This window comes from Methylobacterium sp. PvR107 (assembly GCF_017833295.1).
Lineage (GTDB): Bacteria > Pseudomonadota > Alphaproteobacteria > Rhizobiales > Beijerinckiaceae > Methylobacterium.
Window position 1 is genome coordinate 524,019 of record NZ_JAFIBW010000001.1, and the last position, 15,681, is coordinate 539,699.

The 15,681-nt window shown below is 65.8% G+C and carries 10 protein-coding genes; 3 read left to right on the forward strand and 7 right to left on the reverse strand.

What is annotated here, in order from left to right; all coding sequences use genetic code 11:
• Positions 1–35 precede the first annotated feature (35 nt).
• From JOE48_RS02315 to glmS, 4 genes are all read right to left on the reverse strand, one after another.
• Complete coding sequence (locus JOE48_RS02315; protein WP_245252690.1) at positions 36–1,376, reverse strand: TylF/MycF family methyltransferase; 1,341 nt, start codon at positions 1,374–1,376, stop codon at positions 36–38.
• Between the two features lie 168 nt (positions 1,377–1,544).
• Positions 1,545–2,768 (reverse strand): glycosyltransferase, encoded by a 1,224-nt coding sequence (locus JOE48_RS02320; protein WP_210026768.1) that lies wholly within the window; start codon positions 2,766–2,768, stop codon positions 1,545–1,547.
• Positions 2,769–3,045: 277 nt separating this feature from the next.
• A complete protein-coding gene (locus tag JOE48_RS02325) occupies positions 3,046–5,484 on the reverse strand; it encodes a glycosyltransferase (RefSeq protein ID WP_210026770.1) in 2,439 nt (812 codons plus the stop codon).
• Positions 5,485–5,592: 108 nt separating this feature from the next.
• Complete coding sequence (gene glmS, locus JOE48_RS02330; protein ID WP_210026772.1) at positions 5,593–7,419, reverse strand: glutamine--fructose-6-phosphate transaminase (isomerizing); 1,827 nt, start codon at positions 7,417–7,419, stop codon at positions 5,593–5,595.
• Here glmS and JOE48_RS02335 point away from each other — a divergent pair.
• The gene (locus JOE48_RS02335) at positions 7,418–7,870 is read left to right on the forward strand and encodes a hypothetical protein (RefSeq protein WP_210026774.1); all 453 of its coding nucleotides are present in this window, start codon (positions 7,418–7,420) and stop codon (positions 7,868–7,870) included. The genes glmS and JOE48_RS02335 overlap by 2 nt on opposite strands.
• Before the next feature lie 105 nt (positions 7,871–7,975).
• On the opposite strand, the gene JOE48_RS02340 is transcribed toward JOE48_RS02335, so the two are convergent.
• From JOE48_RS02340 to JOE48_RS02350, 3 genes are all read right to left on the reverse strand, one after another.
• On the reverse strand, positions 7,976–9,751 hold the full coding sequence (locus JOE48_RS02340; RefSeq protein ID WP_210026782.1) for a DUF563 domain-containing protein: 1,776 nt from the start codon (positions 9,749–9,751) through the stop codon (positions 7,976–7,978).
• Positions 9,752–9,794: 43 nt separating this feature from the next.
• Positions 9,795–10,904, reverse strand: coding sequence for an aminotransferase class I/II-fold pyridoxal phosphate-dependent enzyme (locus tag JOE48_RS02345; protein WP_210026784.1), 1,110 nt, complete (start codon positions 10,902–10,904; stop codon positions 9,795–9,797).
• A gap of 132 nt (positions 10,905–11,036) precedes the next feature.
• A complete protein-coding gene (locus JOE48_RS02350; RefSeq protein WP_210026791.1) occupies positions 11,037–11,681 on the reverse strand; it encodes a NeuD/PglB/VioB family sugar acetyltransferase in 645 nt (214 codons plus the stop codon).
• 272 nt (positions 11,682–11,953) lie between these two features.
• On the opposite strand from JOE48_RS02350, the gene JOE48_RS02355 reads away from it, so the two are divergent.
• Both JOE48_RS02355 and JOE48_RS02365 read left to right on the forward strand, forming a co-directional pair.
• On the forward strand, positions 11,954–14,620 hold the full coding sequence (locus tag JOE48_RS02355; RefSeq protein WP_245252691.1) for a DUF563 domain-containing protein: 2,667 nt from the start codon (positions 11,954–11,956) through the stop codon (positions 14,618–14,620).
• Positions 14,617–15,654: an NAD-dependent epimerase/dehydratase family protein gene (locus tag JOE48_RS02365; RefSeq protein WP_210026794.1), complete on the forward strand. Its 1,038-nt coding sequence runs from the start codon at positions 14,617–14,619 to the stop codon at positions 15,652–15,654. The genes JOE48_RS02355 and JOE48_RS02365 overlap by 4 nt, the downstream gene beginning before the upstream one ends.
• Positions 15,655–15,681 lie beyond the last annotated feature (27 nt).

Below are 15,681 nucleotides of genomic sequence, written 5' to 3' on the forward strand. Positions count from 1 at the left end.
TTGCGTCGTACCGGCCACAGCTCCAGCTCGTACCACTATGTGGTCGAGCGCTTCCGCCAATAAACTGCTGCACCATCAACCTCAAAAATCTCCTCTGTGATATTGTGTTTGTTTCGATAATCCATGACCGCCGCTTTGCAGGGCGGCAAAAGGAAATCATCCACGATGAGCGCCCCTCCCGGAGACAATTTATGATAAAGTGCGTCTAAAGCTTGGATTGTCGACTCATACATATCTCCGTCGAGCCGGATCAGGGCGAGCCGGTCAATCGGAGCATTGGGCAAAGTATCCTTGAACCATCCCTTGAGAAACTTTACCGAGTCATCAAGCAGTGAGAATTTACGAAAATTATCCTTGACATCATCCAGCGTGATCGCAAGATCCGCCATCGTATGGTGTTCGTCACCCTTATCCAGCGGATAAGTCGTTTCATCGGGTGGGGGCAATCCAGCAAACGAATCCGCCACCCAGACCGTCCGATCAGCAATGCCGTGGGCCGCCAAGATACCACGCATATAGATACATGCACCGCCGCGCCAAACACCGGTTTCGATGAAATCTCCTGGGATTCCGTCAGTCAACACCGCCTCTGTCAGGAAGCGCAAGTTTTGCATTCGGACCTTGCCGATCATGGTTTGTGCACGAGAGGGCCAATCTCGACCGATCAGTCTGGCATCGTGGTCGAACTGTCCCTGAGACCATGGGCTAATCGCGGTGTCGTCGAACAGATAGCCTGTGAGAGCATTCTCCAACAGATCGAGATAGAGCACAGCCTGGCCATTGACCCGAACGGCACTCGATAAAGAGGATCGATCCAAGTTTTTCTTCAAGGCCGCGATGCTATACTCAACTGAAGAGAATTTACCAAGAAGAAGCGATTGCAGGCGGTCGTTGGTGGACGTTAAGACCTCGCACTTTCCCACCGCACTGTCCCGTTCGCCAACAAGCGTCTGTGTTACGCTGATCGATGCTTGGAATTCCCGGTCTTTGGCACTCAGCATCTCGTCGAGGCGTTGAGCATGTGCCTCGACTGCTTGGCGTTCGCGATCCTTTTCTTTGATGATATCGTCAAGACGTTGTATGTGTGCCTTGATCGCAACGAGCTCGATTGCCTTCACCTCCTGTTCGCGCTCTTTGACACTGAGTGCTTCGCTGAGGTTCTGAGCGTGGGCCGCACTCGCATCGCGCTCCGCGGTAAGTGCATCGCGCTCTGCAGCAAGTGCATCACGCTGCTGTTCGAGGACGGAGTTCAGCCTCACAGTCTCCGCATGGTCATGCGTGAGATCGGCAATCCTTGCCTCCAACAAGTTGACCTTCGCGGCCCAGTCATCGCGCTCCGAAATCCGCGCAGAGAGCTCACCTTCATGATGGGACAATTTGTTTCGTAACGTGATAAGTTCGGCGCGCGTTCCCCGGCCGAAGGGGACTATCTGCTGAAGAAGAAGTTTGTACGCTTGAGCGCTTCTGGATAACAGTCGATTGGTTGTCAAAGTCCAGCCCCTAAATTGTAGAGTGTCTTAGATCACAAAGCAAATATCTGGAATTCAGCCGGAGGACGCCGCGACATTCCTGTACAAACTGCCGATCCGAGATACATGCTGCTGACGATCATATCGAAGCGTTGCATATTCCCGTCCTAAGTTTCCGCGTTTCTGGCGCTCTTCTGGATGTTCAACAAGGTGTAGAATCGCTTTCGCGAGCGCATCCGAGTCCCGTATCGGAACCGCGATACCAATGTGCGGAGCGCTTGTCACCTCTGGAAGCGCGGTGCCATCAAAGCAGATGACCGGCTTCCCGCAAGCCATTGCCTCCACCGCCATTAGGCCAAATGCCTCCGCGATCGATGGCATGATGAAGACATCAGCTGCAGAGATCGCGTCTCTCATCAAAATTTGATCGTTGCTCCAGCCCAGCTCGATCACTCTGAACCGATCGGAAAAGTCCGCGAGAGCGCCGGGCAATCCGTCAACTGTTAGCAAGCAGATCTTATGCCGCCGAGGAAGTTGGCGGAGGGCTGCGAGCAGGTAATCGACGCCCTTATACCCATGCGGCTGGTTGCGGAAAAGAAGAACAACCTCGTCGACTGATATTTCAAAACGCGATCGCGCTTGCTTTGCGTGTTCCGGAGAAAAGGTATCTAGATCAACCCCAAACGGTATGTGATGGGACGGGAAGTCTCTCAGCAGAGGGGATCGCCTAATCATATCGAGCATCCAATTGGACGCCGCGATGACTTGGAGACGCGAGCGTTTGTAGATGTACGATTTAAACCTATGCATCAACGCAGTGTGGTCATTGTGCATGTTCAAAGGCTGACGGAGATCGGGACAATGCCCGCACCCGGTCAGCCAACGCGTACAATCACCGGGGTATATGCAATGTCCCGTAATTGCCCACGGATCGTGAATCGTCCAAACGGTGGGTTTCAGCGCGGATATTTCCGGTAGCTCGTACAAGCTTCCGTATCCGGTATGAATCAGATGACAATGCACAACATCGGCTTTGCGGAACGCCGCTGAATTCTGCAGTTCAAGAAAATTTTGAGGCAGGAGCGACTGTATCGAGTGCTTTTCCTCGATGCGCTGATACATAGCGGTAATTTGGTGCGTGAACGGGCTGTCATAAACGTGGACATTCGGATCGGGCGCGTCTGGCTGCCACACGACATGCGTCGATGTAATTCCATCTTTCTCCAGCAGAGGCGCGATGTCTAACCCTGTGAACCGGCGCCCGGGCGTTTGATAATGGGTGAGGTGAAGTACATTCACTTGATATCTCCGTTCAATCGAAGGGCCGGCGTTTAGCTAAGGCCGAGCTTCAGGTCCGGCTACCCGCAATTGGTAGTTTCAGGCTGTACGTGACATGCGGACGGCATCGGTACACCCGGTGCACGGCTGGTGCGGCCTTTGCGGAAGCTGAAGCGTCCGGAATCAGACCGGCTCAGGCAGCGTCCTGTCCCGACTTGATGGCTAGACGCCGCATGGTCCGCGCGCTTCCGGCTGACAGCAGCAAGCCTACTCCTCGCGACGGAGAACACTCCGGATTTTATGGGATGCTCTGCGTGTCCGCCGCGATTTCCTTGAAAGCTATGTCGTAGAATTCGCGAACACGCTCCGATAAGACGCGTCTGTCCAGGCGGTCTGCTACGATCCTGCGATTCACGCGGGCGGCTTCATCCACTAGCTGATCATCGGACAAAGCAATTCGGAAACATTCGCGAATACGATCTGCATCGTCCGGGCTGACCGAAAATCCCGTGCTTCCGTCATTGAACCATTCAGCCGAACAGGATGTGTTCGTCTGGATCGGAAAGGCGCCCATCGACATGGCTTCGAGAACTGACGTGCTTATGCCGTCGCTAATGCTCACGCCCAGATATATTCGCGCGCGGCTGAACAAGGACAAGATCTCATCGTGAGTGGCGTAATCAATAACGCGAGTATTGAGAATGCCATCTCTAGATAGCTCCAGTGCCCGAGTTCTAGGCCGGGAACTGACTGAGAAGAGAACGATTTCGTAGTCCTTCAGTTTGTCGGCGAGCGACTCCAGGACGCCCAGAGAAACCATGGCCCTTCCCGCAAAATGATCATAGCCTTTGACCATGATGATCTTGCGTTGAGACGGGAATATTCCACTTCTGAGTGAATTCACGCGCTCAAGATCCAGCCCGCCGGAGTTTGGAAGAATGGGCAGGATGGTGTTTCTAAAGCCGTATTCTCGGGCAAGGCCGACGTCGCGGCCGCACTCACAAGAATAAAAGTCGGCTTGGCTCAGCAACCGTGTAATTTGCCGATGATGAGCTTCCTCGCGGCCGAACAGGAAGATGTCACTCCCCCAATTTGTGGCCAGCCATGGCGGGAATTGGCCGCTGAACAACTCCTTCGCGCGGAGAACCAAGTACCCCGCATGCTGGAATTCCATTGAATGGATCAAGTCGGGCTTGACCCGCTCGATGACAGAGTTCAAGACATGCGGCCCATGTGTTCGCGATGAGGTCGAATTCGATTCCCCTAGCTTGACGCGTCCTTCTGCGTCGACCTCGTAGCCGTCAATCAGATCCAAATTCGCTGAAAACGTGGCGATTGTGAGCGATCGGCTCTCTATAGTGGCGACGTCTGGTCCCTCCGGCCAATGCAGTGTGACGCCCGACAGATTTTCATTCGGTGGGGCGCCATCCAATGGGAACATGTGGAGGTCCCATCCGAGGTTTTGGAGTGTTGCGATCCAGCGCGCCACATGGATGCTGTGGTGCATGGCCACAAACAGGATTCGAGGCGGGCGGGTTGTCGCTGACGCATTCGATATTGAGGACAGTGCGTCCCAGAATATGGCGCGTGAACGTTCGGCACGGAAATCGCCGGCGAGCGTGAGGGCGTTTTCTGTGACCGCTGCGACACGTGGCCGATCGTGGCTTATGCGTTCGAGGGCGAGAGCAAGGGTCACGGGATTTGGATGGTCGACGACGAAGCCGCAATCATGTTTTCTGAAGAGGTCGACGATGAAGCTGTCTGCAGGCGCGTGCACAAGGATGGGGCGTCCGCTGCTCAGGTATTCGGCGGTCTTGCCTGGAGCCGAACTTCTGATGACGTCATCAATGCCGGTATCGAAGCCTAGTGGCAGGAACAGAATGTCAGAACTGCTCTGAATTTGTAGGGCTTCCGCGGGCTCGACGGCGTCGTGCCGAATCACATTTCGTCCGAGCACGCCTTGTCGGGTGAAGGCCTCCTGCGTCTGGGAGGAGTAGACGTGCAATTCGAATCGTCCTTCCAGCAGATCGAGTGCCTCAATTAGATTTCGAAAGGCATCCCCCTGCGCGTGATATACTGATCCCGTGTAGACGATCTTCTTTGGCCATGTTTGGGCACTGGACTGGGCGCCTTGAGAAATCCTGAACGCGTCCTCGTGGGCTGGATTTCGCACGACCAGCGTCGGTGTTTTGGGCTGACGCTTCTGGAAATCGTCACGAAGCATTTCATTTGGTAAGAAGGCGAGCTTGGCTCGCGGAGCCCAGAATTTCTCGAGCAATTGTGCTATCCGCCGCAACGGCCCCGCGGGCCACTGAAAAACAGGATCATCGAACAGGTATAGAGCGAACGGCACTTTGAGCCGCTGAGCAGCAAGCATCGTTGCGCCGATATCGTACGGATCGCCGCTGCAGGCGATCAAGACCTCCGGCCGGTCCGCTTTCAGATTCTCGCTGATCTCGCGAGCGCGTTTCAGGATGATGGCGAAGGGACTGATATACTGATTGAGTGTCTTCGTCGAAGATAAGAGGCGGCTGAGAGCGGCGGGCGGGACGGGCGGTTGAAGCTGAATGTGGCGCCACGTCGGCTCTGCGCCGGCTGTGCTGTTCTGAAGCGAGGGTTGAACGGACAGAAAGGCGTATGCTTGTGGGGGTACGGTTGCCAGTAATCGTCCGATAACTAAAGCTTGGCCAGATTGCGCCGGGGGGACCGAGGTTGAAACGATCGCTATTCTGATCAAGACAATGGCTCTTTCTTTGTTTTAAACGATACCGAACCGTCCAACGCTTTATCGCCATAAGGCCCGGCGTCGGGTGTGGGAATTTCGTAGACTGGGTTCAGTCGTTCGTCACTCCACGGTGACGGATTTGGCGAGGTTTCTGGGCTGGTCGACGTCTTTGCCCATGACCACGGCGGTGTGGTAGGCGAGCAGCTGGATCGGCACCGCGTACACGATCGGCGCCACGGTCGCGTCCACCGCCGGCATCGTGACCGTCGCCAGCGTGTCCAGGCCGTGCGCGGCCGCCCCTTGCGCGTCCCCGATCAGCACGATCCGCCCGCCGCGCGCCGCCACCTCCTGCATGTTCGACACCGTCTTGTCGAACACCCCGTCATGCGGCGCGATCACGATCACCGGCACGGCCGCGTCGATCAGCGCGATCGGGCCGTGCTTCAGCTCCCCCGCCGCGTAGCCCTCCGCGTGGATGTAGCTGATCTCCTTCAGCTTCAGCGCGCCCTCCAGCGCCATCGGGTAGCTCGTGCCCCGGCCGAGATACAGAACGTCCCGCGCCTGCGCGACCTCCCGGGCCAGGCCGGCGATCGCCGCCTCCTGGGCCAGCGCCTCCGCCATCAGGCCCGGCGCCCGGATCAGCGCCTCCACCAGCCGCGCCTCGCCCGCCGCGTCCAGCGTGCCCCGCGCCCGCCCCGCCGCGATCGCCAGGCACAAGAGAACCGTCAGCTGGCACGAGAACGCCTTCGTCGAGGCCACCCCGATCTCCGGACCCGCCAGCGTCGGCATCACCACGGACGATTCCCGCGCGATCGTCGAGCTCGGCACGTTGACCACGCTCAAGGTGTGCTGGCCCTGGCTCTTGGCGTAGCGCAGCGAGGCCAGCGTGTCGGCGGTCTCGCCCGATTGCGAGATCACCAGCGTCAGCCCGTCCCGCTCCAGCGGCGCCTCGCGGTAGCGCGCCTCGGAGGCGACGTCGATCTCCACCGGCAGCCGCGCCAGCTGCTCGAACCAGTAGCGCGCCACCAGGCCGGCATAATACGCCGTGCCGCAGGCCGTGATGGACAGCCGGCCGAGCCTGGCGAAGTCGAACGGCAGCGCCGCGGGCAGCACCACCCGGCCGTTGGCCAGGTCGACGTAATGGGCCAGCGTGCGCCCGACCACCTCGGGCTGCTCGTGGATCTCCTTGGCCATGAAGTGGCGGTAGGCGCCCTTGTCGACCCGGTAGGCCTGCGGGGCGATCGTCTGGCGCGGGCGCGCCACCGTGGCCCCGGACGCGTCGCGGATCTCGGCGCCGTCGCGGGTCAGGATCGCCCAGTCGCCCTCGTCGAGATAGGTGATCGCGTCGGTGAAGGGCGCCAGCGCCAGGGCGTCGGAGCCGAGATAGGTCTCGCCCGCGCCGAAGCCGATCGCCAGCGGCGCGCCGTGGCGGGCGCCGATCAGCAGGTTGTCGGCGCCGGCGAAGATGAAGGCGAGCGCGAAGGCGCCGCGCAGCCGCGGCAGGGCGGCCTCGACCGCCTCGACCGGCCCCAGGCCCCGGTCGATGCTGCGGCTGACCAGCTGGGCGACGACCTCGGTGTCGGTCTCGGTCTCGAACACGACGCCGTCGGCCTCGAGCTCGGCCTTGAGCGCGCGGAAGTTCTCGATGATGCCGTTGTGGACCACCGCCAGGTGGGCGGTGGCGTGCGGGTGGGCGTTGGTCTCGTTGGGCCGGCCGTGGGTGGCCCAGCGGGTGTGGCCGATGCCGATCGTGCCGGTGAGCGGCTCCCGCGCGAGCCGGGCCTCGAGGTTGGCGAGCTTGCCGGCGGCGCGGCGGCGCGCCAGCCGGCCGTGCTCGAGGGTGGCCAGGCCGGCGGAATCGTAGCCGCGGTATTCGAGCCGGCGCAGGGCCTCGATCACCTGCCCCGCCACCGCGTCGCGCCCGACGATGCCGACGATGCCGCACATGGATGTGTCTCTCGCTCTCGCGCCCGGAGCGCCGCAAACCCGCCGCATGCGGGCCGCACCCGGCCCCCACACGGGCCCGGCCCGCCCCGCTCCGCGCAGGCTCACGCGAGGCTTCTACCGGATCCGCGCCGAAAAGGGCCAGCCCCGGACCGTGCCGGACGCGCCCGGGCCCGTCGCCCGCGATCCGACCTTGTCGGTTCTCCTGAGGCCGGCGGCTTTTGAGACACTGCCGGAGCGCCCTGGCGATCAGGGATCGGAATCGATCGTGGACGGGATCTCACGGAACGCGGCCGCCCCGGTCCCGTTATCGCGGGAACACTTCATCCGCGAGGCCGCCATGAATGCCGACCTGATCGAGACCCGTCAGCAAGCGCTCGACCTGCTCGACGCCGAGATGATCACCTTCGGGATGTACGTCGCCCTGTGCCGCTTCAAGGGCTGGCAGACCTGACGTTCGGTTCCGCTTTGTCGTGACCCGAATGACGCCGCCTGCGGGCGAGGCCCCGCGCGGCGACACGAGACCCGGCCGATCGGAGCGCGCCGCGGCGGCGGCCCGTCACGGTGCGCTGCGCTGGAGGGTTTCCAGGCCACGGAGAACCAGCGCCGGCGCCACATTGTAGTTGGCGTGGAACGCGTGAACCGCCTCGCCTGCAACGGTCTTGCCGCGAATGAACAGCAGCCGCGCGCCGCTCGACTCGATCATGCTGGTATAGCCGCGGAAGTTGAAAGAGCGCTCCTCATGGATCATCGCGATGATCCGGGCGTGCGGGTTGCAGAAAATGCAGTTGGTGAGCGCCGAACTGGCTGATCCGACGATCACGTCGGCGGCGTGGTAGATCGCGACCTGCTCCGGGAAGGTGAGCTTCTCGGGATAGACGACCTCGAAGCCGTGCGGGGCCAGCGCGGCGATGATCTCGGCCTCGTTGACGAGCTGGCGCTGCGCGAAGCCGCGCCGGGAGAGGATGATCCGCCGGCCGGTGCGCCGCAGATCGGTGCCCTGTTCGGAAAGCCGCTCCAGAACCTTCCGGCGCATGGCCGCCAGCACGTCCTCCGGCCAGACCGCGTCGTAGACCGGCACGCCCGGCCGCGAGTCGAACGGGAAGAACGTCGGCACGGGCGCGACGCCCAGCTCCCGGAAGCGCGCGGCCCTGGCCGGCAGCGGCAGGATCTGTCGTCCACGCTCATCGAGCAACTCGACGATCTGCCGATGGCTGTCCGGCATGTGATCGTCGATGCAGATCGGGAAGTCCGAGGGACAGGCGCGGTCGTTGAACCACAGCATCCGGGGCACGAATTCCAGGAGCCAGTGGCCGTAGTTCTTGCTCTGCAGGCCGAACAGCATCAGCCCGGCATCCAGGCTCTGGGTTTCGGCGGGCTCTTCGACGAGGGCGCGCCCGGCGCCGTAGACGGCCGTCATGACCTGGTCGGGGTTCACCCCGTCCTTGATGTCGGCGATGCCGCTGAGCGGGTGGGCGGCCAGATCGTAGATCAGGCGGTTCCCCTGCAGCACGATGTTGCTGCGCGGGAAGGTCAGGCAGTCCTTGAACCGCGCGACGTATTGCGGCGGCGCGTCGAGGGATCCGCACGTCGAGGTCAGCGCGACCGGGCCTTCGAGGAAGGCGATCGCCGGCTCGGCGATCCGGCGGGGGCCGAGCAACTCGTGGTATTCGCCCTCCCCCGTCGCGGCGGCTTCGCGCGCGGAGACGATGTCGTAGATCCGCAGCGGCCCGAGACCCAGGACGTGCCGCGTCCGCTCGTGGAGCGCCTGCGCCTCCGCGTGCCGGCCGTCCTCGGCCAGGGCGTTCATCTGCAGGATGCGCAGGTTCCGGATCTTGCGCTCGAGCGTGTCGCCGTCGATCGTGAGCGCCCGACCGCCCAGCAGGTCCCGGGCGAGCCGCGCGAGCAGGTAGCTGCGCACCGCCCCCTCGGCGTCGCCGGCGAGCTCGTAATCCCAGGCGATATGGACCAGCGACGGGTCGTCCTGTCCGCGGTCGCCGGCGGCCGCCTTGGCCTCCCGCAAGTCCTGCAGCAGCCCCTCCACCGGGTCGAACGCGCCGCGTCGGCAGCAATCGAGAATGCGCGTCCGGATGGCGGCGAGACGATACGGTGCCGCCTGGGCGGGTGTCACCCGGGCGGCCAGGTCATAGGCGCGCGCGGCGAGGTCGAGCCTGTTCTCGCCCTGGAGCCGGAAGGCCAGCGTGGCGAGGTGCTGCGCGGCGACCTGCGGCCGGCCGTTCACCAACGCGGGAAGGTCATCCTCGATCGCGTCGAGCGCGGCGGCGCCGTTCGACCGGTTGGCCTGCGTCAGGATCCGCCGGAAATCGCCCTGCATCGTCCTCGACCGTTCCTCTCGGCAACCCGCTCCGCGCGCCGCCTCAGCGGGCCGCCAGGGACCGTGCCACGCTGGCGCACACCGCGCCGATCTGCTCCGGCGTGATCGCCGGGAAGAACGGCACGCCGATCGCGCCGGCGGATACGGCCGGTGTCTGCGCGAGACCGTCATGGCGGCAGGTCGCAAAAGCGGGATGTGCCTGGCAGCCAGTGCCGTACCAGCGCCGCCACTGGATCCCGTCCGCGTCGAAGCCCGCCGTGACCGCGTCGACGTCGGCGGGCTCGAACAGCGCGCTGATTGTCATGGTCAGCCACTCTCGGCCGAAGCCCGGCTGCATGCGCACGCCGATCCGGTCGAAGCCCGCGACATAGGCGAGTGAGGCCGCCCGCAGCTGCTGGATGCGTGCCTCGAGCCCGTCGAACACCGCCAGACCGACCGCGGCGGCGTATTCCGAAATCCGGTAATTGCCGCCCCGCACCTCGGAGACGCGGCTGCCTGCCGCGAAGCCGAAGCCCGTCATGGCGGTGGTCTGGGCCACCAGGTCGGTGTCGGTGGTGAGGATCGCGCCGCCCTCCCCGATTCCGAGCGCCTTCGTGGCGTGCAGGCTGACACAGATCGGCTGCGTGCCCACGCGGCGCAGGTTGAGCGTGGCGGCGGCGGCGTCGAACACCACGGGGATCTGGTGCGCTGCCTCGAACGCCTCCCAGGCCTCCACGTCGATCGGCGCGCCGTAGGGACTCACCACCACGATGGCGGCGACCTCGCCGGCGGCCGAGGCCAGGGCCCGCGCGGCGATCGCGGGCGTGAGCGCCAGCGTCTCGGGATCGACATCCGCGAAGAACGGCTCCAGGCCGACATTGACCGCCGCATGCGCGGTGGCCACGAAGGTGTAGGCGGGCATCAGGCAGAACCGGCCCGTCCGGCCGGCGATCCGGCAGCGCAGGGCGAGCTCGATGGCCGTGGTGCCGCTGCCGGTGATCGTCGCCGCCACCGGTGCGCCGCCGGCGCGCTCCGACACGAAGCGGCAGAGCTTCTCGGTGAATGCGCGGGAGAGCGGCCCGTAATTGCTGTAGATGTGCGACTGATCGATCCGGCGCAGATACGGGACGATCGCATCCGTCTCCGGCAGGCTTGGAATGAGCACGGGGATCATCGTCGAGACACGTCCTGATTGTCGACCGCCACCATCCTCATGTGCATGCCCGGTGACGGCGTCCGCTATACATGGCCCGGCAGGCGCGCAAAAGGCGCCGCTCCGAGGGCGCGCCGTCGGCGCCCGTCCCCGCTAGCCGCGCCGCAGGGGTCGCGCCGGATTGCCGAACACCGTCTGGCCCGGCGCCACGTTCCGGATCACGACGGCGCCCGCGCCGACCACGGCATGCGCGCCGATCCGGATCCGCGGGATGACGCAGGCCCCGGTGCCCAGGAACGCCCCCTCCTCCACGCGGACATGCCCGGCCAAGTGAACCCCGGGGCTCAGCGTCGCGAAGTCGTCGAGGACGTCGTCGTGGGCGACGGTGCAGCCCGGATTGATGAGGACGTGCTCCCCGAGCCGCGCATCCGCCGTGATGGACGAATGGCCGAGGATCACCGCGCCCGCGCCGATCCGGCTGCTGGCCCCGACCAGCACGCCGGGATCGATGATCGCGGTGAACTGCGCGTCGATCTCGGCCCGCAGATGGGCGACCGCCCGGGCCCGGGCCGCGGGCTCGCCCAGGGCGACGACGAAGCGCAAGCCCGGATCGCCCGCGAAGGCGTGGACATCCCGCACCACCGGCCGCCCCCGGAACGTCTCCGGCGCGTCGATCCCCGGATCGACGATGCTCGCCTGAAGCTCGATCGCGGCGCCCTGCGCGTTGAGGCGTTCAAGGGCATCGACGATCTCGCGCGCGAGTGCACCCGCGCCGTACAGGACGAGGCGGGTCGTCATCGCGCCGAAAACCGCGACCGGGTCCGGCTGAGGCTCCGTCCCGATTGCGGCGTGTCGCTCCGGTCATCGTCCATGCGCGGGGTTCCCTGCCTGTCCGGAGCTCTGCCCTACACGAGACGTCGGGCGCCCTCCAGCGCCGTGCACGCCGGCCGTCAGCCGACCGGATGCGCCGGATCCCTCGTCACGGCGCGTCCGTTCCAGTACACCGCCCGCGAGCACGCGCCGCCCGGCCGGCGCGCGGACAAGCAGGCTTGATCAGGCGCGCAACCGACATGAGGCCGACGGAGACCTTCATCGACCTGATCCGGACGGTCAAGGTCGACAACGCGTCGGACGTGATCGCGCGGCTCCGGGCCCTCGCTGCCGAGGCACCCGAGCCGGAGCGGCGCGGCACGATGCGCCGGCACCTCGAGACCCTCGCATTCCGGTTCGAGGGCGACGACCGGCTCAGCGACGCCGCCGAGATCTACGACCTGATCGCGACGCTCGCCCCCGGCGACCGGGCGCGCTGGACGCGGAGAGCCGCCATGGCGCGGCTGCGCGACCTGTGCACGCGCGGCTGGTTCGATGAGGCCGAGACCTATGTCGCGCAGCTGCGCGCCGACGCCGACGCGCCCGCTCTGATCCAGGACGGCCTCGCGGCCCTGCTGCGGCTCGGATGGGCCCACGAGTGCCGGAATCAGCCCGAGCCGTGCCTCCATTGTTACCGCCTCGCCTACGACCTCAACGGCGGCGATGCAGGCGTGACGACCGAGGACGGCGATCGGCTCAGCACCAAGGTCAAGAACCTGCGCCGCCTGCTCCTCGACACCCAGCTGGCGGACGGACGCTTCGACGCGGCGATCGCGCTCCACGCGACGACGCGCCACGTCACCGGCTCCGGTCCGCTGGAGGCCTACGACATCGTCTCCGTCCAGGACCTCGCGGCGGCGGGCGGCGCGCGCTCCATCACTTTGCTCCCGGAGCGCCGCATCGCCGCGCCCGAGCTGCGCTTCTGGGAAAAGCCCCCTGCCCTGCGCTCGGAGCCCGGCAGCCTGGACATCCCGGCCCAGTACCTCGCCTTTCTCGACGACGCGCTGGCCTATCCGCGCAGCAACGTCGTCATCGCCGGCGGCAAGCTCGTCTACGATCTCGCCGCCCACCCGCGCCGCCCGGACATCCTGCTGCAGGACGGCCTCAACCCCGATCAGATCATGACCGCCGCCTTCGGCGCCACGCGAGCCCTCGTGGAGGTGCCCGAGGATCCGCAGACGATCGAGGCCGGCCTCATGATGTTCGGCCTCCAGAGCCGGAATTACGGGCACTGGTTCTGCGAGTTCGTGCCGCGGATGCTGGCCTACAACGACCCGCGCTGCCCGGACGGGATCCCGCTCTGCATCGACGACCACATGCCGGACTCCCACGCGGAGATCCTGCGCCTGCTCGATACGCGCGACCGCCCCGTGATCACGCTGGCGCCCAGGCCGGTCGCTTTCGGGCGCCTCGGCCTGGCACCGGTGCCGGCCTTCTTCCCCTTCGACATGAAGCCGGGACGCCCGTTCTACGACACGGTCTGGCCGGCCGACGTCTTCGCGGCGGTGCGCCAACGCATCCTGGATTGCGCCCGCGCGCGCGGGATCCTCTCGGACCGCACCGACCGGCGCCTGTTCATCTCCCGCAAGGCCTTCACCCAGCGCGCCCTGGTCAACGAGGCGGAGATCGCCGAGCGGCTGCGCCCCCTGGGCTTCGAGGTGATCTACCCGGAGACGATGTCGTTCCTCGAGCAGGTCGAGGCCTTCCACTCGGCCGCCCTGGTGGTCGGCTCGTCGAGCTCGGCGCTCAGCAACGCCCTGTTCTGCAGGCCCGGGTGCCGGATCCTCGGCCTGATCCACGAGGAGCTGTCCTTCAACTTCCGGGGCTATACCAGCTTCATCGAGGCCGGCGGCGCGCGGATCCTGTTCCTGCGCGGGCGCACGCTGCCGCGTCCCGGCGTGCACGCCTTCCACGTGAGCTACACGGTCGATCCCGGGCAGGTCGTGGCCGCCGTGGCGGCGCTGGAGACCGAGGTCGCCACCGGGGTGCCGGCCGGCTTCACGGTCCAGGCTGCGGATGACCGGCCGATCCAGGTGCCGGATCGCGACTCGGCCGGATCCCGGAACGCCGGGACGGCAGGACCCGCGCGCGTCGATCCCGACCGGCTCGCACGCGTCAGGACTCTGGCGGCCGGCCGGCATCGGAGCGCGGAGGCCGGCCTGTGCGCTCTCGAGGCGGTGGCCTTCATCGCGGGCGAGCCCCACTCGGATCAGCCGGCCTGCGCGTCGCCGAGTCTCGCCGCCTTCGTCCGGACCTGGAGCGACCGCCTGCCCCAGGATGCGCGCGACGCCCTGATCCTCCCGCTCGTCCCGCGCCTCGTCGGCACGCGAGGCTCGGAGGCGCTGGAGCGCCGGCGCGTCGCCCTGGTCGTGGATTGGCTGGTCCGCAGCCACGTGCCGGCGTGGTTCCGCCTGGCCAAGCTGAACGTCGAGGCGGACGAATTGGCCGACAGGCCGGCGGTCGCGGACGTCGCCGATCTGGCCGCCTGGTGCGATCACCTGAAACGGGCGCGCAAGCGGGCGGCGGTCGCGAATCCGACCCTGCGCCAGACCGGGGCCGGGGTCCGGGCCGCAGCCTGGGACGCGGCCCATCAGGCCGCGTGGACCGCCATCCGAGACGATCTGGAAGCCGCCGGTCCGCCGATCCTCGCGGCCGGTTGGGACGCGGCCTACGCGGCCGCCTACGCGGCGGCCCGGGCCTGGGGGAAGGCGCCGCTCGAGCCGACACGGCGCGCATTGCAGGACTCCGCTCTGGCGCTGGTCGAGCGCATGATCGCGCTGAGCGAGGGGGACCTCCGTCAAACAGACCGGATGTCGGATGCGGCCGCCGGCCCGCCGGTCCGCCACGACGCCGAGGCTCGAGCATGAGCGCGGACCGGCAGACCGGGCCGGCGGATCCCGTCGCGTCGAGCCGGCCGACCGTGTCGCTCGCGGGGATCCGCTGCCTCGTGCTCGGCGGCGGCGGGTTCCTCGGCCTGAACCTGTGCAACCGTCTCGCGGAGGCGGGCGCCGAGGTCACGTGCTTCAGCCGCAGCCATCCGCAGCCCGAGGTCCTCGACCGGTGCGTGACCCGGGTCACCGGACACTTCGCCGACCGCCTCGCCATCGCCAACGCCGTCGAGCGCCAGGACGTCGTCTTCCACCTGATCGCCGGATCGATCCCGGAGAGCTCGAACCGGGATCCGTCGGCGGAACTCGCGGCCGCGCCGATCAACACCCTGCACCTGCTCGAGATCTGCCGCTCGGCCCGGATCAGGAAGCTCGTGTTCTCGTCGACCGGCGGCGCGATCTACGGGATCCCCCGCGCCATCCCGATCCCCGAGCACGCGCCCACCGACCCGATCTCGGCCTACGGCATCAGCAAGCTGATGATCGAGAAATCGCTCTACCTGTACCGCCACCTCCACGGCATCGACTACCAGATCCTCCGGATCGCCAACCCGTACGGCCGGTTCCAGCTCGGCACCAAGCATCAGGGTCTGATCGGGAGCTACATCCACCGCGTGCTCTCGGGCCTGCCGCTGGAGGTCTGGGGGACCGGCGAGGTGGTGCGCGACTTCCTGCATGTCGACGACGTCAGCGACGCGTTCCTCGCCGCCGTGACCTATGAAGGACCGCACAAGATCCTGAATGTCGGCAGCGGCGTGGGCCTGAGCGTCAACCAAGTCATCGCCGAGCTGGAGGCGGCCTTCGGGCTGGACCGCCTGCCCTGCCTCTACAAGCCGAGCCGCGCCGCCGACGTTCCGGCCAACGTCCTCGACACCGCGCTGATCCGGTCCGAGCTCGGCTGGCAGCCGCGCGTCGCCCTGCGCGCGGGGCTGGTCAGCACGATCGCGTGGATGCGCGCCCATCTGGCCGAGGCGCATCCGGGCGCGCCGCGGCATCCGGCCCGTGAGGGTTGAGGCGCCTCCGATCGGTGAACCTCGGAG